General features: G+C 66.0%; 15 protein-coding genes. 9 read left to right on the top strand and 6 right to left on the bottom strand.

What is annotated here, in order from left to right; genetic code table 11:
- Window positions 1-257 precede the first annotated feature (257 nt).
- Window positions 258-662: a WhiB family transcriptional regulator gene (locus M7H19_RS05940; RefSeq protein ID WP_298177987.1), complete on the bottom strand. Its 405-nt coding sequence runs from the start codon at window positions 660-662 to the stop codon at window positions 258-260.
- A gap of 561 nt (window positions 663-1,223) precedes the next feature.
- Complete coding sequence (locus M7H19_RS05935) at window positions 1,224-3,329, bottom strand: ATP-dependent DNA helicase UvrD2 (RefSeq protein WP_298177985.1); 2,106 nt, start codon at window positions 3,327-3,329, stop codon at window positions 1,224-1,226.
- Between the two features lie 66 nt (window positions 3,330-3,395).
- Between M7H19_RS05935 and M7H19_RS05930 the strand changes: the two genes are divergently transcribed.
- The gene (locus M7H19_RS05930; protein WP_298177983.1) at window positions 3,396-4,124 is read left to right on the top strand and encodes a DUF4191 domain-containing protein; all 729 of its coding nucleotides are present in this window, start codon (window positions 3,396-3,398) and stop codon (window positions 4,122-4,124) included.
- A 37-nt stretch (window positions 4,125-4,161) separates the two neighbouring features.
- On the opposite strand, the gene M7H19_RS05925 is transcribed toward M7H19_RS05930, so the two are convergent.
- A complete protein-coding gene (locus M7H19_RS05925; protein WP_298177981.1) occupies window positions 4,162-4,644 on the bottom strand; it encodes an RDD family protein in 483 nt (160 codons plus the stop codon).
- A gap of 222 nt (window positions 4,645-4,866) precedes the next feature.
- Between M7H19_RS05925 and glnA the strand changes: the two genes are divergently transcribed.
- Window positions 4,867-6,291 (top strand): type I glutamate--ammonia ligase, encoded by a 1,425-nt coding sequence (gene glnA, locus M7H19_RS05920; RefSeq protein ID WP_298177979.1) that lies wholly within the window; start codon window positions 4,867-4,869, stop codon window positions 6,289-6,291.
- Window positions 6,292-6,456: 165 nt separating this feature from the next.
- Here the strand turns inward: glnA and M7H19_RS05915 are convergent, their stop codons facing one another.
- The 3 genes from M7H19_RS05915 to M7H19_RS05905 are packed head-to-tail and all read right to left on the bottom strand — an operon-like array spanning window position 6,457 to window position 10,679.
- Window positions 6,457-6,891: an acyl-CoA thioesterase gene (locus M7H19_RS05915; protein ID WP_298177976.1), complete on the bottom strand. Its 435-nt coding sequence runs from the start codon at window positions 6,889-6,891 to the stop codon at window positions 6,457-6,459.
- Window positions 6,892-6,940: 49 nt separating this feature from the next.
- Window positions 6,941-9,925, bottom strand: a complete 2,985-nt coding sequence (locus M7H19_RS05910; RefSeq protein ID WP_298177974.1) for a bifunctional [glutamine synthetase] adenylyltransferase/[glutamine synthetase]-adenylyl-L-tyrosine phosphorylase — start codon at window positions 9,923-9,925, stop codon at window positions 6,941-6,943.
- Window positions 9,918-10,679, bottom strand: coding sequence for a type 1 glutamine amidotransferase (locus M7H19_RS05905; RefSeq protein ID WP_298177972.1), 762 nt, complete (start codon window positions 10,677-10,679; stop codon window positions 9,918-9,920). Before M7H19_RS05905 ends, M7H19_RS05910 begins: the two co-directional genes overlap by 8 nt.
- 176 nt (window positions 10,680-10,855) lie before the next feature.
- On the opposite strand from M7H19_RS05905, the gene M7H19_RS05900 reads away from it, so the two are divergent.
- The 7 genes from M7H19_RS05900 (at window position 10,856) to steA (ending at window position 18,044) form a co-directional block, all read left to right on the top strand.
- A complete protein-coding gene (locus M7H19_RS05900) occupies window positions 10,856-11,902 on the top strand; it encodes a hypothetical protein (protein WP_298177970.1) in 1,047 nt (348 codons plus the stop codon).
- On the top strand, window positions 11,902-12,903 hold the full coding sequence (locus M7H19_RS05895) for an HAD-IIA family hydrolase (protein ID WP_298177968.1): 1,002 nt from the start codon (window positions 11,902-11,904) through the stop codon (window positions 12,901-12,903). The genes M7H19_RS05900 and M7H19_RS05895 overlap by 1 nt, the downstream gene beginning before the upstream one ends.
- Before the next feature lie 51 nt (window positions 12,904-12,954).
- Entirely contained in the window at window positions 12,955-13,152 is a 198-nt protein-coding gene (locus tag M7H19_RS05890) for a hypothetical protein (protein ID WP_298177965.1), read from the top strand.
- A gap of 2 nt (window positions 13,153-13,154) precedes the next feature.
- Window positions 13,155-13,985, top strand: coding sequence for a TlyA family RNA methyltransferase (locus tag M7H19_RS05885; RefSeq protein ID WP_298177963.1), 831 nt, complete (start codon window positions 13,155-13,157; stop codon window positions 13,983-13,985).
- Window positions 13,982-14,902, top strand: a complete 921-nt coding sequence (locus M7H19_RS05880) for an NAD kinase (RefSeq protein ID WP_298177961.1) — start codon at window positions 13,982-13,984, stop codon at window positions 14,900-14,902. Before M7H19_RS05885 ends, M7H19_RS05880 begins: the two co-directional genes overlap by 4 nt.
- A 35-nt stretch (window positions 14,903-14,937) precedes the next feature.
- Window positions 14,938-16,704: a DNA repair protein RecN gene (gene recN, locus M7H19_RS05875; RefSeq protein ID WP_298177959.1), complete on the top strand. Its 1,767-nt coding sequence runs from the start codon at window positions 14,938-14,940 to the stop codon at window positions 16,702-16,704.
- A gap of 152 nt (window positions 16,705-16,856) precedes the next feature.
- Window positions 16,857-18,044: a putative cytokinetic ring protein SteA gene (steA, locus tag M7H19_RS05870; RefSeq protein ID WP_298177957.1), complete on the top strand. Its 1,188-nt coding sequence runs from the start codon at window positions 16,857-16,859 to the stop codon at window positions 18,042-18,044.
- Window positions 18,045-18,048: the final 4 nt, after the last annotated feature.

The following is an 18,048-nucleotide window of genomic DNA, read 5'->3' as shown; positions in this document are numbered from 1 at the left end:
ACACAGATCGAATCGACGCGCCCGACGCTGCGCCCAGGCTGCCACGCGCATCCACCTCTGAGCGCTCCTGACACAGCGGGCCCGGCGTTGCCCGGAAGCCGATTGCAGCATATCCCGTATTCGTTCTCGGGCGAGTTCTTCGTGAATCAACATGGCGGTGCGCTCCTTGGTGCTCGTTTTGGTGTTCTCGGTGTTCAATGTCGGAAAAGCGCTGTTGGGCTCCACGGAAAAACCACGGCCACTGACGTGTGGGAAAGTCATGCTGCACTCCGCTGTTCAGATGTCCGCCGTTCAGATGTCCGCTGCGAGGGCGCCGGATGATCCGTGGGAACGACGGGATGCTTACGCGGGCGACCACGAGGCCGTTTCCGCGCCACGATCGAGCCCTTCTCGAAGATCTCGCCGCCCCAGACTCCCCACGGCTCACGCCGGGCGAGTGCCCCCGCAAGACATGACGCCCTCACAGGGCAGTCACCGCACAGGTGTTTCGCTCGCTCCAGCTCCGCGGGTGCTTCGGCGAACCACAGGTCCGCGTCACCCGATCGGCACGGTAGAGCGGCCTCCGGCGTGGCGACCGAGTCGAGTAGCTCCGCCACTCCGGTGGTATCGACTTGGTCGTCGGTGAGCGCCTTCCCTGACGTGAAGGCGGTTGCCGATGGCATTCGTGTTTCTCCTTCGTGTTGTGCGTTACCTGGTTCAGTCGACGTCCGGCCCGAAACAGCACAAAGGCCGCGGATCCGGTGAACGGTTCCGCGGCCTTTGTGAGCCTGCACTCCTGACTCTCAGGTCAGGGGACACTCTCCTGTGGGCACAACGGAACCCAGAACTGCGCCGGAAGGTCGGCGGTCATACGACGAGGCATCGGGCTGACGACTTCGACATCGCCGGCCACAGCAAAGGGAACGGTCTGTCCGTAGAAGGACACACTTGTCCCCGGGCTCTGCTGCACATTCCGGGACGCCAAACGGTGTCGACACTCACGGGTGGCCGTGGCGCCAATTCCGGACAGCGGCGTGCCAGCGATGTCGTTCACCCAGTTGAGCTTCATCTCTGACACCTCCTCTCGCTATCCGGCGACCTCGGCCCGGAAAGGGCGGACGAGGTCACACGATCCCACTCAGTGCTTGCAGGCTATTGCTCCGCAACGGATGCGGCAACTTATTTTTCGAAAAACTCCCCACTTCCGCGAGAAAGTCGCATGACCTGCGGTTTTTCGCGCACGTTCACACGTCGCCGTGGCCGTCGCCCTCGTTGACCACGGCCAGGATGTCGTCGCCGAACCGCTCCAGCTTCGTGGCACCGATGCCGGAGATCCCGACGAGCCCGCGAGCATCCGTGGGGCGCTGTTCCGCGATGGCAACCAGCGTGGCGTCGGTGAACACGACGAACGCCGGGACGTTCAACTCCTTCGCCCTCGCGGATCGCCACTGTCTGAGTCGCTCCAGAAGCTCTTCGTCGACGTCCGAAGGACAATCCGCGCAACGCCCGATCTTGATCTCCAGGGCGGATTCCAAGCTGCGTTCGCACATCCGGCAGAACACCTTGGCCCCGGAGCGTCGGCGAGGCGGCCGACGGGTCCGGGCGGCTGGTTGGTCCTCGGGCAGGAGACCGTACAGGAATCGACTACGCCTGCGGTAGGGCCGCCTGCCCGGGGTGCGGGACAGCGACCACGTCAGCGACAAGTGCTCCCTGGCCCTGGTGACGCCGACGTAGAACAGCCTTCGTTCTTCCTCGACGGCGTCCTCGGTGGTGGCGTGCTGGATCGGCACGGTGCCCTCGGCGAGCCCGACGAGGAACACCGCATCCCATTCGAGTCCCTTGGCCGCGTGCAGGGACGCCAGCGTCACTCCGTCCACCGCCGGTGGGTGCTGGGCGGAAGCACGCTGTTCGAGTTCGGCGACGTAGCGCGCCAGTGTCGGGTTCTCCACGGTGGCCACGAGGTCCTCCGCCAGCTCGTACAGTGCGCGCAGTCCGCTCCACCGTTCACGGGCCGCGCCACCGGTGGGTTGCTTCGCACTCAGCCCGAGGGGTTCGAGCACGCGTTTCACCGCCGACGTCAGTTCGGTCGGCGTTTCCTTCGACTCCGCCGCCGCGGCGGCGGCTTTCAGGGCCGAGGCCGCCTGCCGGACCTCCGGCCTGGCGAAGAAACGCTCGCCACCGCGCACCTGGTACGGGACTCCGACGTCGGAGAGAGCGCGTTCGTAAGTCTCCGACTGCGCGTTGACCCGGAACAGTACGGCGATCTCACTCGCCGGAACACCACTGCCGATGAGGTCCCGGATGCGCTGTGCGACGGCGGCGGCTTCGGCGGGCTCGTCGTCGTACTCGGCGAAGGTCGGCCGGGGCCCGTCCGGCCGCTGCCCCACGAGCCGCAATCGGGAGCCCGCGGGCCGCCCTCTGGCCCCGCTGATAACTTTGTTGGCCAGCTCGACGATCTGGGGCGTGGACCGGTAGTCCCGTTCGAGCCGGACCACGGTGGCGTCGGGGTATCGCCGGGTGAAGTCGAGCAGGGGTCGTGGAGAGGCCCCGCCGAAGGAATAGATCGTCTGGTTGGCGTCACCGACCACCGTCAGGTCATCGCGTCCGCCGAGCCATGCGTCGAGCAGCCGCTGCTGCGCCGGGGTGATGTCCTGGTATTCGTCCACGACGAAGCAGCGGTATTGGTTACGGAATTCCTCGGCGACGCCGCGGTGTTCTTCCAACGCGGCTGTCGTGTGCAGGAGCAGGTCGTCGAAGTCGAGCAACCGACGGTCGTTTTTGATCTGTTCGTATGTCCGGTACGCCTCGGCGACTCGCTCGGTGGGGTGTCCGATGTCGCGACGCCGGGACTGCGCGACGGCCGGATAGTCGTCGGGGCCGATGAGACAGGCCTTGGCCCACTCGATTTCACCGGCGAGGTCTCGCAGTGTCTCCGTCTCGGTGGGGAGTCCCACCTTGTTCGCGGCGTGGCCCACGAGCCGGAGCTTGTTGCCGTCGAGCAGTTCCCATTGGGAGTCGCCCACCACACGCGGCCAGAAGTACCGCAGTTGGCGCAGGGCCGCGGCGTGAAACGTCCGGGCCTGTGCCCCGTCGACGCCCAGTTGCCGGAGTCTGGCCCGAAGCTCACCCGCGGCGCGGGCCGTGAACGTCACCGCGAGTACCTGCGTGGCCGCGACATGACCTTGTCGTACCAGGTAGGCGATGCGGTGTGTGATCGTTCGGGTCTTGCCTGTCCCCGCACCCGCGAGCACGCACACCGGGCCACGTGGAGCGCTCGCGGCCGCGCGCTGTTCCGGGTCGAGCCCCTCGAGGGGGCCTTGTGACCGGTTCGAGCGATGTGTGCTGACCACTCCCGCATCCTCGCAGAGGGGACCGACGAGCCGACGCCCACCCGGACGCCCGTATCCTGGGTGATTATGGCGGGAAAGCAGGACAAAGAAGCTGCCAAGCAGGCCAAGAAGGAGAAGCGCGCGGCCAGTAAGGCGAGGCGGGCGCAGATCTTCCAAGCGTTCTCGATGCAACGCAAGGAAGACAAAGCCCTCATCCCGTGGATGCTGGGATGGTTCCTCATCGTGGCCGGTGCGGTCTTCGGCCTCGGTTGGCTCATGGGCATTCAGTGGTGGCTGTTGCCCATCGGCATCATGCTGGGCCTGCTCGCCGCCATGATCGTGTTCGGCCGTCGGGTGCAGAAGACGGTTTACACGAAGGCCGAGGGGCAGCCCGGCGCGGCCGCGTGGGCGTTGGACAACCTGCGTGGGCGTTGGCGGGTGACCCAGACCGTCGCCGCGACGACGCACCTTGACGCCGTGCACCGCGTGCTGGGTGGTCCCGGCGTCATCCTGGTGGGCGAAGGCGCGCCGCACCGGGTGAAGAACCTGCTGGCGCAGGAGAAGAAACGCATCGCGCGGCTCGTGGGTGACACCCCGATCTACGACGTGATCGTGGGCACGGACGAGGGCCAGGTGCCGCTGCGGAAACTGCAGAGCTACCTCATGAAGCTTCCGCGCAACCTGAGGGGCCGGGAGGTCGACGCGCTGGAGGCGAAGCTCGCCGCGTTGGGTAACCGGGGCGCGGCCATGCCGAAGGGGCCGATGCCTCAGGGCGCCAAGATGAGGAACGTGCAACGGACCATTCGGCGCCGCTGACCGATCGATGCTGGCGCTGGTGGCGGGCTGACCGCCATCAGCGCATTGTCACGACGACGGTGTTGGTGAGTCTGTCGTGCCAACCTCGGCCGTCGGCGTTGCGCACGATGGCGGGAATGAGGAAGAACGTCAGCACACACCGCAGGGCCGCCCGCCACAATCCCACGGTCGTGTGCCCGTCGAGCCGCGCCACTCGGATACCGGCCAACGCCATCCCCGGGGTGAATCCGGAGAACGTCACGGGTACCACTGTGATGACGATCCAAGTCACCAGCGACCAGAGGTTGTGTGCCTGCATGCCGCCCACGTCGGAGTAGTCGGGGCGGGTGAAGATCGCCGTCAGAAGCGATGCGACGACCAGGTCGACCACCAGGGCCAGCAGGCGCCGTCCCGGTCCCGCGACAGAGCTCGGCCCGTGTTCGGGCAGGCCGAGGCGCTCGCCCGGCCAACGCGAGGGTTCTCCCGTGTGCGCTTCCCCGGACGAAAGTGTTGACAGCCATTCACCGGTCCATCGTGCCACTCGTCCAGGGTATTCCTCGTGCGTTCGTCCCGTTCGCCCTGGTCAACTCATTGGTGTTGCGTCTTGCGATCCCCGAACCAGTTAACACGCGCGAAACATCGAGGTGACGGTCGGGCAACACCACCCTTTTACTGTGAATCGACGAGAAGCACGAGAGCTTGAAGAACCTGAAGAACCTGAAGAACACTGCCGCCGGCACCGAATGAGAAGGAGCCACCCAGGGTGTCCACTACTCCGGACGATGTCCTCCGTCTGATCGCGGACGAGGGCGTGCAGTTTGTCGACGTGCGGTTCTGTGACCTACCGGGCGTCATGCAGCACTTCACCATCCCCGCATCGACGTTCGACGCGGGGGTGTTCGAGGAGGGGCTGGCGTTCGACGGGTCGTCGATCCGTGGATTTCAGTCGATTCACGAGTCCGACATGCTGCTGTTCCCCGACCCGGACACCGCTCGCGTCGACCCGTTCCGCAAGCACACGACCCTGTCACTGAACTTCTTCGTCCACGATCCTTTCACGCGGGAGCCGTACAGCAGGGATCCACGCAACATCGCGCGTAAGGCCGAGCAGTACATCGCCGAGTCCGGCATCGCTGACACAGCGTTCTTCGGTCCCGAGGCGGAGTTCTACATCTTCGACTCGGTGCGCTTCGACTCCTCCGAGAACGCGACCTTCCACGAGATCGATTCGATCGAGGGTTGGTGGAACACCGGCCGGGTCGAGGAGGGCGGCAACAAGGGCTACAAGACCAAGTTCAAGGGTGGCTACTTCCCGGTTCCCCCTGCGGACCACTATGCCGACCTGCGCGACGACATCTCCCGGACACTGATCGAATCGGGTTTCGTTCTGGAACGCGCTCACCACGAGGTGGGCACCGCGGGACAAACCGAGATCAACTACAAGTTCAACACCCTGCTGCACGCGGCCGACGACCTGCAGCTGTTCAAGTACATCGTCAAGAACACGGCCTTCGCCGCGGGCAAAACCGTGACTTTCATGCCGAAGCCGCTGTTCGGCGACAACGGTTCCGGCATGCACTGCCACCAGTCGCTGTGGAAGGACGGGGAGCCGTTGTTCTACGACGAGTCCGGGTACGCGGGCTTGTCGGACATGGCACGGCACTACATCGGCGGCATCTTGACGCACGCGCCGAGTCTGCTGGCGTTCACCAACCCGACGATCAACTCCTACCACCGGTTGGTGCCGGGTTACGAAGCTCCGGTCAGCCTGGTGTATTCACAGCGGAACCGCTCAGCGTGTGTCCGTATTCCGATCACCGGCAGTAACGCGAAGGCCAAGCGGATCGAGTTCCGTTGCCCTGATTCGTCCGGTAACCCGTATCTGGCGTTCGCGGCGATGGCGATGGCCGGCCTCGACGGCATCAAGAACAAGATCGAGCCGCCGGATCCCATCGACAAGGACCTCTACGAGCTGCCGCCCGAGGAGGCCAAGGACGTCAAGCTGGTGCCGGGGGACCTGGAGACCGCGCTCGACGCGCTGGAATCCAACCATGACTTCCTGTTGGAGGGCGGCGTGTTCACCCCGGATGTGATCGAGACGTGGATCTCGTACAAGCGGGAGAACGAGATCGAGGCACTGCGCCTGCGCCCGCATCCCTACGAGTTCGCCCTGTACTACGACGTGTGAGCGCATGGCGGCGCCGAAAACGGCACTGACGAACGGCCCACCGGTCCTCAACCGAGTGGGCCGTTCGTGGGATCCGACGGGATCGGGGCTCGGAGATCGCCGCCTACCGCAGCGACGCCGGTGCACTCCTCACCACCGCGGCGAAGGCTCTTCTACCGGAGGAGGTCACACCGTGCCGCAGAGCAAGTCGAGGTCGAGACCCGCCTCCACGATCCGCTCGCGTGGCGCCGGGACCAGCTTGCGCTTGGTGAGGTCCATCAGCCCGAGCGTGCACTTGATCTCCGCCGAGAGCGTGCCGTCGAGTTTGAAGATCTCGTTCTGCATCCAGAAGACCTTGCCCTCGCCGAACGTGGCACGGCAGGTGACGTCGACCTCGTCCCCCGCGCGCAGTTCGCGGCGGTAAACGATGTGTGACTCCAGCAGAACCGGCGATATCCCACTCGCAAGCAACTCTTTTTCCATGCCGCCGGCCTTCTCGAACAGCTCCAACCGGGCGACCTCGCCGTACTGGTGGTACACGGCATGGTTCACATGGCCGAGGCTGTCCAACTCGTACTGGCGGACCTTGATACGAACACGAAACGGCTCCTGCTGACTCACGCCTTCACCATAGGACGGATGCCCGTTCACCGTCCTTGCCCGGTGACGATCACGACTCGTAGAACAACCGTTGGACCACAGCGTGAGCACGGCGGGTGACGCGGCGGTAGTTGTCGAGGAACTCACCGGGATCGTCGTCGGCGGAACAACCGAATGCACGCGCCACCGCCGCCAGTTCCCTACCCGACGTGGGAATCTGGTCGGACGGCTTGCCCTTGACGAGCATCGTGATGTTGCGGGCGCGCGTGGCCAGCTTCCAGGCATACACCAGCGCGTCGATGTCGTCGGTGTCCGCGAGTCCGGTGTCCGCGAGAGTCCGCAGCGCGGTGAGCGTCGAGGTTGTACGCAGCTCGGGGATCTCGTGCGCATATCGCAGTTGCCACAACTGCGCCGTCCATTCCACGTCGGCGAGGCCGCCTCTGCCGAATTTGGTGTGTGTCGTGGGATCGGATCCTCGCGGCAACCGTTCGGTTTCCACCCGCGCCTTGATCCGTCTGATCTCCCGTATCTTGTCCGCGGGCAACCCGTTTTCCGGGTAGCGCAACGGGTTCACGATGTCGATGAATCTCGCACCGAGATCGTCGTCCCCGGCCACCACTCGCGCTCGCAGTAGGGCCTGTGCCTCCCACACTTCTCCCCACCGCGCATAGTAGGCGCGGTAGGACTCGAGTGTGCGCACCAAAGGCCCGCTGCGCCCTTCCGGCCGTAGGTCAGTGTCCACCACCAGTGGCGGGTCCTGGCTCGGCGCGCCGAGTGTTCCCCGTACCATCTCGGCCACGGAGGTGGCGAACTTAACGGCTTCCTCACCGGTGGCACCGTTCGCGGGTTCACACACGAACAGCACGTCCGCGTCGGAGCCGTAACCGAGCTCCTCACTTCCCAACCGGCCCATGCCGATCACCGCGATCCGTGCGCGTTCACCGCCCGCCTCCCCTGTTCGCTGTCGGATCGCCGCCGACAGCGCGACCTGCAGCACCGCGGTCCACACCGAGGACAGCGCTACACAGACCGTCCTCACATCGAACAGACCCAACAGGTCCGCGCACGCGACTCGCAGCAGTTCGTGTCGCCGCAGTGACCGTGCCGACGCCACCGCGGCTTTGACGCCCTGTTGCCTTCCTGCGGCGGCGCGTAACGAGCGCGCCACCTCTTCGACGGGTTTTCCCGTCAACGCATCGAGATCACCCAACAGGCGCAACACTTCCGGTGCTCTCACCAGGAGGTCCGGCACCAGCCGCGACATACCGAGAATGGTGGCGAGGCGTTCCACGACCGCGCCCTCGTCTCGCAGCACCCGCAAGTACCACGGGGTGTCGGCGAGTGCCTCGGACACGCGCCGGTACGCCAGCAATCCACCGTCGGCGTCGGGTGTGTCCGCGAGTAGGCCCAACAGGACGGGCAGCAGGGTCTGTTGGATCGCGGCTCGCCGCGACACTCCCGAAGTCAATGCCTGGATATGCCGCAACGCACCGTCCGGAGCGACATATCCGAGTGCGGCGAGTCTGCTGGCCGCCTGTTCGGTCGTGAGACGCAGTGCCTCGGTCGGCACCTTCGACACCGCTTCCAGCAGGGGTCGGTAGAACAGTTTCTCGTGCAGACGGCGAATCCGTCGTACGTGTCTGCGGAACTCTGTGGTCAGGACCTCGCTTTCGAGCTTGCCCTTGACCCGTCGCACGGCGCAGGCTCGTGCGAGCCACCGCAGTCGTTCCACATCGTCCTGTTCAGGGAACAGATGGGTGCGCCGCAGTCCCCTCAGTTGCAATCGGTGTTCCACCGTACGCAGGAACTCGTACGATTCCCGTAGTTCCGCGGCGTCGACTCGGCCCACGTATCCGCCCGCTCCCAATGCCTCCAGCGCGTCCACGGTGGACGAAGAACGCAAGGTGTGATCGACACGGCCGTGCACGAGTTGCAACAACTGCACGGCGAATTCGACATCACGCAACCCACCACGCCCGAGTTTGAGCTCCCGGTCGACGATCTCGGTGGGCACATGCCGCTCGACTCGACGACGCATCCGTTGTACGTCCGCCACGAAGTCCTCGCGCTCGGCCGCCGACCACACCATGGGTGCGATGAGCTCGGCGTAACGCTGCCCGAGCTCGACATCGCCCGCCACCGGTCTCGCTTTGAGCAAAGCCTGGAACTCCCAGGTACGCGCCCATCTCGTGTAGTACGACTCGTAGCTGTCCAGTGATCTCACGAGCGCACCGGCTTTGCCTTCGGGCCGTAGTGCGGCATCGACCTCGAAGCACGACTGCCCGACCACTCGCATCAACGCGGTCGCAAGACGTGTGGCGGTCGGAATATCACTCCCACCGACGAACACGACGTCCACGTCGCTGACGTAGTTGAGTTCCCGGGCACCACATTTGCCCATCGCGATGACGGCGAGCGTACCGTCGGCCTTCTGGCCCACCTCTTGCTGAGCCACGAGAAGACCGGCACGTAGCGCGGCCTCGGCCAGCTCCGTGAGTGCGCGGGTGATGTCGGTCAGCGAAGGCTGGTGGAGTTGAGGATCCACCACGTGCGCGAGGTCCTCGGCAGCGATCTCCAGCAGCAGTCCGCGATATGCCACCCGTAATGCGCGCACCGCCTCGGAGCCGGTCAGTATGCCGGTCAGCATGTCGCTATCGGAGGAGACCGCATCGGCGAGACGGGAACTGTAGTCCCTCGGTACGGTCAAAGAGGACGGGACGAGACGTCGCCACTGACCGGGGTTGCTCACCAATAGATCTCCGAGAACGGTGGAGCAACCGAGCACCGCCAACAACCGCGCGCGGAAAACAACGTTGGTATGGAGGGTGTGGTCGAGCTCTTGCCACGATTCCTCGTCGGCGGCTCGAAATCTGTCTAATGTGAGTAAAGCCAGGTCCGGATCGGGTGTGCGGGCGAGCGCACTCAACACCCCGATCGCGTTCTCCGACGGCCCGTCGTCGGTCCACCATCCCGCCGCGCGCAACATGTCTTGCGCCCGGCTGTCGGTGAGTCCGTAACGAGCGACTGATGCGGCGGGTCGAACTCTTTCAGCCATCGACGATCGGCAGCGACGGGATCTCGGGCTTCGCCGGTTCTAACCGGCCTGCGGCGAGATCGACGAATCGATGCGCGAACGGTTGCCACACTCCCGCCATGTCCTCGTGAAGACGCCTCAAGGTCTCCTCGTCGAACGCGCTCTGCCGCACGGCCTCCGCTTTTGATTTGGACGTCGCAGCCCACCGCAATACCACTTCAGCCGTGGTCTCGATGTGGAATTGAATTCCATAAACTCGACGTCCGATTCGGAACGCCTGATTCGGATAACGCGGTGATGACGCCAACAATACGGCGTTCGGTGGGAGTTGTGCGATCTCGTCGGAATGAAATTGCAGCACGTCCGGCAACAGAGGAAGATCAGCGCACAGTGGGTCCGTCCATGCCGCGTCCTTCTTCAGCACCAACGACGGGCCGACTTCGGGGCCGTCGTGTCCCAACGTGACGCGCCCCCCGGCCGCGACCGCCAGCAGCTGCGCGCCCAGGCATACACACAAGGTCGGCTTGTCCACGGCAACGGATGCGCTGAGCAGTGACCGCACATCCGCAAGCCACGGATGCCGAGTGTCGTCCTCGGCATTCATGCCGCCACCGAGACACACCACACCGTCGTAATCGTCGACGGTATCGGGAAGGCTCGTGTCCGGCATCAAACGCACGTCGAGTTCCGCCCCGGCGTCAACCAACCATTCACCGAGTGGTCCCGGCGGATCGGCTACGTCGGGCTGGATAACCAGGAGGCGAGATGTGCTCACACACCGCAGCTTACGGCGTGAATGGCGTGTGGTAACACCCCACACATATGAAAAAGGCCCGTCGGTGTTGGTCCACCAACCAACACCGACGGGCCTATCAGCATGTGTATACACGTCCATAGTGGTGTCCAGAGCGTCCATAGCGGTGGCGGCACGGTATGCAGGCAGGAGAAAGCGTGTCAGAGATCGGTCGGCGCAACTCGGGCGACGACGACGGATTGGCTCGACAGGACCGTCGGAATCAGAACCCGGAAAAAGGAAAGAAAGAATTCGTCGAACGACGAGGAACGGGCAACCGTAGCGATAAACACCGACGTGGAGGTCGGACACGTGACGGCAGATCCGGAAAACCCGACCGTGATTTCCGGGAACGCCGTGACGGACGGCCTCGTCAAGACAAAGACGAACGTCGACGCAGTGATCGCCTGCGAGATGACCGCCGAGGAAACGAACGGCGCCGCGACGACCGCGGCCGCAAGCCCACACAGTCACGGCCACGCCACGAACGTGGCGGCCGTCCGGCCCGCAAGGAGGACACTTCTTCGGCACGAGACCTTCCCACGGTCCCGGAACTGCCCGAATCCGCGGAGTTCACCGACCTCGATGCCGAAGCGAGGCGTGAGCTGCGGACCCTTCCGAAGAACCTCGCCGAACGTGTGGGCCGACACCTTGTCGCCGCGGGGATGCTGATCGACGAGGACCCGGAAGCGGCCCTGTCCCACGCGCGCTACGCGAAGTCGAAGGCGTCGCGTATCCCCATCGTCCGGGAGGCACTGGGGCTCACCGCCTATCACGCAGGTGAGTGGGCCGAGGCCCTGTCGGAACTGCGTGCGGTAAGGCGAATGACCCGGACCGACCTCCACATCGCCGTGATCGCCGATGCCGAACGCGCGCTCGGTCGCCCGGAACGTGCTCTCGATTTCGCCAAGGAAGTGGACACCTCCAGACTGCCGAAGGACGTCGAGATCGAATTGAAGATCGTCGTGGCGGGTGCGCGTCGCGACATGGGACAGCTCGATGCGGCCGTGGTCGAGCTTCAAGGCCCCGATCTCGATCCGAACCAGCGCCGCCCGTGGAGCCACCGGTTGTTCTATGCCTATGCCGACAATCTGGCCGCCACGGGCCGCATGGACGAAGCTGTGCGTTGGTTCCTCCACGCCGCCGAAGCGGACGAGGAAGGGGAGACCGATGCCGCCGAGCGTGCCGGGGAGTTGACGCGGTGATGACCGAGACACTGTTCGACCGACACGATGCCGTCCTGTTCGACCTCGACGGCACCGTCTACCACGGAACGCGGCCCATCCCGGCCGCCGCGGAGGCGGTTGCGTACGTGCGCGATCGTGGGATCCCGGTGCGGTTCGTAACCAATAACGCCTCGAAGTCACCGGAGGCGGTCGCCGAGCACCTCGCGGGAGTCGACGTGCCGGCTTCGGCTGCCGAGGTGAGCACCAGTGCACAGGCAGCGGCCGCGTTGCTGAGGGAACGGTTGCCCGCCGACGCTGTCGTGCTCGTCGTCGGAACAGCGTCGCTGGAGGCGGAGGTGCGCGCCGTCGGTCTGCGCACGACACGGGAAAACGACGCCGACGTCGCCGCTGTGGTGCAAGGACATTCGCCGGACACACGCTGGGGCGACCTCGCCGAGGCGTGCCTGGCAGTGCGCGGTGGCGCGTGGTGGGTGGCGTGCAACGCCGATGCGACACTGCCCAGCGAACGTGGGCAGCTGCCCGGCAACGGATCGATGGTGGCCGCATTGCGTACAGCGACGAACCGGGAGCCCGAGGTGGCAGGTAAACCCCAGGCCCCGTTGTTGAGGACAGCGGCTCATTCCGCCGGAGCGAGCTCGGCACTCGTCGTCGGGGACCGGTTGGACACCGACATCGCGGGCGCCGCTGCGGCGGGATATCGCTCACTGGTGGTGCTGACGGGCGTGGCGACGGCCGAGCAGCTCCTTGTCGCAGCACCGGGCGAACGGCCCGATTACCTCGCCGCCGATCTCACAGTGCTGACGGCGGACGTAGACGTCGCCGCTCTGGAAATCGGTCCGCGACCCGGTTGGCGGGTCACCGTGGACGACGGTGTGCTGGCGGTGACGGCGGATGGCGACGGAGATCGAGTGGATCTGCTACGTCATCTGTGCCACGTGGCATGGTCGTCGGCGGCGAGGATTGTGCGCGCCGACGACGAACGTTCGGAACAGGCGTTGGTCTCGTGGGGGCTTCTCTGAATATTCCGTGCGTGGTGACGGGCCGGGGTGCGGATCGGTTAGCGTTGAGGCGTGCACGCAGAGACTGAATCCGCACCGCAGCCGGTCCCCGGCCCCTCGCCGGGGCACACCGATCCCCGCGCTGCCATCGACCGGGCCGTTGCCGCGCTCGACGACCTCGACGATCTGCCACCGGCCGAGCACGTCGAACGTTTCGACACTGTGCACACCGCGCTCGCCACGGCCCTGTCGAGCATCGACAAGGTGTAATCGTGGCGCGTAAAGCTCGCCTTGACGCCGAACTGGTGCGCCGGGGACTGGCCAGGTCCAGAGAACACGCCGGTTCACTCATCACCGAAGGCAGGGTGACGGTGCGAGGGCTCGTCGCGAAGAAGGCCGCCACAGGCGTCGAGCCGAACACCCCGATCGTCGTGCGTGTCGACGACGATCCGGGCTGGGCATCGCGCGGTGCCCACAAACTGTTGGGAGCTCTGAAGGAATTCAAGCCCCGCGGCCTGACGGTCGAGGGCCGAAGGTGTCTCGACGCGGGCGCGTCCACCGGCGGTTTCACCGATGTGCTGCTCCGTGAGGGCGCCGGTTCCGTGGTGGCCGTGGACGTGGGGCGCGGATTGCTCGACTGGCGGTTACGCACCGACGACCGGGTCACGGTGCTGGACAAGACGAACGTGCGCACGTTGACACCGGAGGCCATCGGCGGTGTCGTGGACCTGGTGGTGGCCGACCTGTCGTTCATCTCGCTGCGGCTCGTACTCCCCGCGCTGGCTTCGTGCGCGGAGGAGGGCGCCGATCTGCTGCCGATGGTGAAGCCCCAGTTCGAGGTCGGTCGGCAACGGTTGGGCAGCGGTGGTGTCGTGCGTGATGCCGAGCTGCGGACCGAGGCCGTCTCGGAGGTGCTGGCCGAGGCGACGAGATGCGGTTTACGGACTCTCGGTGTGGTGGCCAGTCCGCTGCCCGGACCGTCGGGCAACGTCGAGTATTTCGCCTGGCTGCGGAAGAACGCCGAGGGCGCGGAAACCGGTTCCGACGAGACCGCAAGGCGTGATGAGATGGTCCGCACCGCGGTGAGGGAGGGACCGTCGTGACCGAGTCCGGCCGAGAAGTGTTGTTGATCGTCCACCCCGACCGGGACACGACGAGGGAAGCCTCAGGCGAGGTCGCGATGCGGCTCGCCGCCGCGGGGATCGGTCTTCGGGTGCTGGACGACGAGGTGCACAGGCTCGTGGAGCCGCCGAACACGGAGCTGCCGTGCGCGGTGGTGGCGCCGTCCGACGACCCCGCACGCGGGGTGGAACTGGTGTTGGTCCTCGGCGGTGACGGTACCTTGCTGCGGGCTGCGGAATTGGCGAGACCGGCCGGTGTTCCCGTGTTGGGCGTGAACCTCGGCCGCATGGGATTTCTCACCGAAGCGGACTATCACGCGCTCGGCGACACGGTGGACCGGGTGGTTTCCCGACGCTACCGCATCGAGGACCGGATGACCGTGGATGTCACGGTGGCGCTCGACGGTGCCGTGGTGGCGCGGACGTGGGCGTTGAACGAGGCGAGTGTCGAGAAGTGCTCGCGGGAACGGGTCCTCGACGCGTTGATCGAGGTGGACGGCAGGCCGGTGTCGTCGTTCGGCTGCGACGGTGTGTTGTGCTCGACGCCCACGGGCTCTACGGCGTACGCGTTCTCGGCGGGAGGACCGATCGTGTGGCCCGACGTCGAAGCGTTGCTCGTGGTGCCGAGCAATGCCCACGCCATGTTCTCCCGGCCACTCGTGGTGTCCCGTTCCTCGGTGATCACCGTGCAGGTCGACCCCGACGGATCTCCGGCGGTGTTGACGTGTGACGGGTCGAGACACGTCGACCTGGTCCCGGGGTCGCGGGTTCGGGTGGTGGCCGGCGAGGTACCGGTACGTCTCGCGCGGTTGTGGGACGGCCCGTTCACCGATCGTTTGGTGCACAAGTTCTCCCTGCCCGTCACTAGCTGGAGGGAGCGGCACGCCCGCAACGGATAGCCCTCCGTTCTCGGGTTGCCGCTACGGTGGTGGACGTGCTGGCCGAGATGCGTATCCAGGGCCTCGGAGTGATCGACGAGGCCGCGCTCGAACTGCACCCCGGATTCACCGTGGTCACCGGTGAGACCGGGGCGGGCAAGACCATGGTCGTCACCGGCCTGCATCTGCTGTCCGGTGGACGCTCCGACGCCTCCAAGGTGCGGGCGGGGTCGGCGAAGGCGATCGTGGAGGGTCGCTTCGCTGAGATCGCCGGAGAACGGGCGCTACGTATCCTCTCGGACGCGGGCGCCGACACCGACGAGGACGGCAGCGTCATCGCGGTGCGGTCGGTCGGGGCCGACGGCCGCTCTCGCGCCCACCTCGGGGGCCGGTCCGTGCCGGTGGGAGTGCTGGGTGAGCTGTCGGAACAGCTTCTGGCCGTCCACGGACAGAACGACCAGTTGCGGCTGTTACGCCCTGTCGAACAGCGAGCCGTGCTCGACCAGTTCGCGGGAGACGCCGTCGCCGAGCCGTTGGCCGACTACCGGAAAGTCCGCCAGGAGTGGCTTTCGGTCGCGCAAGAACTGGAGGAGCGATGCGCCCGGTCGCGGGAACTCGCGCAACAGGCGGATCTACTGAGGCACGGGCTGACCGAGATCGAGGCGGTCGATCCGTCTCCCGGTGAGGACGTGGAGCTCACCGAGCAGGTCAAGCGACTGGCCGCTGTGGACGAACTGCGGGACACCGCCACCGCCGCACTCACCGCGGTCACCGGGGCCGCCGAAGGAGATCCCGACGTACCCGGTGCTTTGGGGTTGCTCGCGGAAGCCCGGCGGAGGCTCGGCACGGCCGAGGACGCCACGCTACGGGAGTTGGAGCCGCGTCTGTCCGAGGCTGCTGTGTTGCTCGACGAGGTCGGCCGTGAGCTCGCCACCTATCTCGACACACTCGACGCCGATCCGGAGCGGCTCGAAGCGATCCTGGCGCGACAGGCGGAGTTGAAGAAGCTCACCCGCAAGTACGCGGCCGACGTGGACGGCGTACTCGCGTGGGCCGAGGACGCGCGCATACGGCTCGCCGGTATGGACACCTCGGAGGAAGCTCTCGAGGAACTGGCCGCCCGTCGGGACGCGCTCGCCGCGGACCTGTCCGGGCATGCCGCACGTCTGTCGGCGGCGCGCCGGAGCGCGGCAGCCGAACTGGGGGAGCGGATCACCGCTGAGCTGTCGGGCCTGGCGATGGGGCAGGCCACGCTCGAGGTCACCGTGCGCAGCAGGCAGGCCGACGCAACCGATCCCCTCGCGTTGACCGTCGACGGGCGGACTCTGGTGGCGGGGCCCGATGGTGTGGACGACGTCGAGCTGCTGTTGCGCGCGCATGCGAAAGCACCGGCGCTGCCCGTGCACAAGGCGGCCTCGGGCGGTGAACTGTCTCGCGTGATGCTCGCCATCGAGGTCGTGCTCGCCCATACCGACACGGTCCAGACACTGGTGTTCGACGAAGTCGATGTCGGAGTCGGTGGTCGCGCCGCTGTCGAGATCGGTCGCAGACTGGCGAGATTGGCCCGCACGCACCAGGTACTGGTGGTGACACACCTGCCGCAGGTCGCCGCATTCGCCGACCGTCACTTAGTGGTGGACAAAGGTATGTCGGACGGGGTGACCCGAAGCGGTGTACGCACACTCGACGGTGAGGAAAGAGTCACCGAACTGGCCCGGATGCTCGCCGGGCTCGACGATACCGAGACTGGCCGGGCCCATGCGGAAGAATTGCTGAGCTCGGCCGCGGAATTCAAAGCCACGGTGGGCAAGAAAACCGAGTAGCGCTACTTGGATAGTGGGCGACGTCAGCGCTTCCCCGCCGTGGATATCGAGCCCACGAACGGGTGAGCGGGTGTCGCGCTTCCCGGGTAACCCACACGCCGCGCCGGTGTGGCGGCCAGGATGCCCCGACAGTGTTTGTCACTATCCCCCGCATGAAATTCACCGGCCTGTTGTCACGGTCCACCCCCGCGCTGCCCGGCCTCACCGGAACCGCGCGCGTCGATCGCCGGATACGGGACCTCGCCAGGCGGGCCGAGCCGGGTGACATCGCGGTGATCGACCATGTCGATCTCGATCGCGCGAGCGCCGATGCGCTGGTACGTGCCCAAGTCTCCGCAGTGATCAACGCAGCCCCGTCCATCTCGGGCCGATACCCCAACCTCGGACCGGAGGTGTTGCTGAAAGCGGGCATCCCACTGATCGACCACGCGGGTGGGAACCTGCTGCACCGCGTCAGGGACGGCAGCAAAGTCCGGGTGCACGAGGGCAGCGTGTACGTCGGTCGCAGTGAGGTGGCGAAAGGCATCGTGCAGACACCTGAAAGCGTCGCCGACCAGATCGTGGAAGCACGCGCGGGCATGTCGGCACAACTGGAGGCCTTCTCTGCCAACACGATCGAGTTCTTGCAGCGTGAGCGCAGCCTCATACTCGACGGTGTGGGCGTGCCCGATCTACACGTGTCGTTGGCCGACCGGCACGTGGTCGTCGTCGCACCCGGTGTGGGGCATGCCGAGGACCTGTGGGCGCTGAGGAAGTACGTCCGGAATCAGCGGCCCGTGCTCATCGGGGTGGACACCGCGGCCGACACGATGAACAAGCTGGGGTTCCGGCCCGACATCGTCGTCGGTGACCCCACGGGGATCGAGGAAGCCACGCTGAAAGCCGCTTCCGAGGTGGTCGTGCCGGCGCAACCGGACGGACACGCACCGGGCGTTGAGCGCGTACAGGACCTGGGTATCGGCGCCGTGACCTTCCCTGCCTCGGGCAACCCCGAGGATCTCGCGTTGCTGCTCACGGACACACACGACGCGGTCCTCGTGGTGACGGTCGGGTTCCAGGCCACGTTGAGGGAGTTCCTCGACAGCGGCCGGTCGGGGTCGAACCCGTCCACTTTCCTGACCAGGTTGAAGCTCGGCACGAAGGTCATCGACGGCAAGGCCGTGGCGAGCCTGCACCGCAACCGGGTGTCGTTCGCCGTTCTGTCGCTCCTCGCGCTGGCGGTGATAGCCGTCGTCGTGGTGGTCCTGCTGCTGTCCGGAACCACCGCCTCGATGTATTCGGACGAGGCGGTGCGGTTGTGGCACACGGCCACCGACTGGGTGGCGGGACTGTTCGCGTAAGGTG

This window comes from Saccharomonospora sp., assembly GCF_027317685.1.
Taxonomy (GTDB): Bacteria; Actinomycetota; Actinomycetes; order Mycobacteriales; family Pseudonocardiaceae; genus Saccharomonospora.
This window is presented reverse-complemented; position numbering and strand designations above follow the sequence as displayed.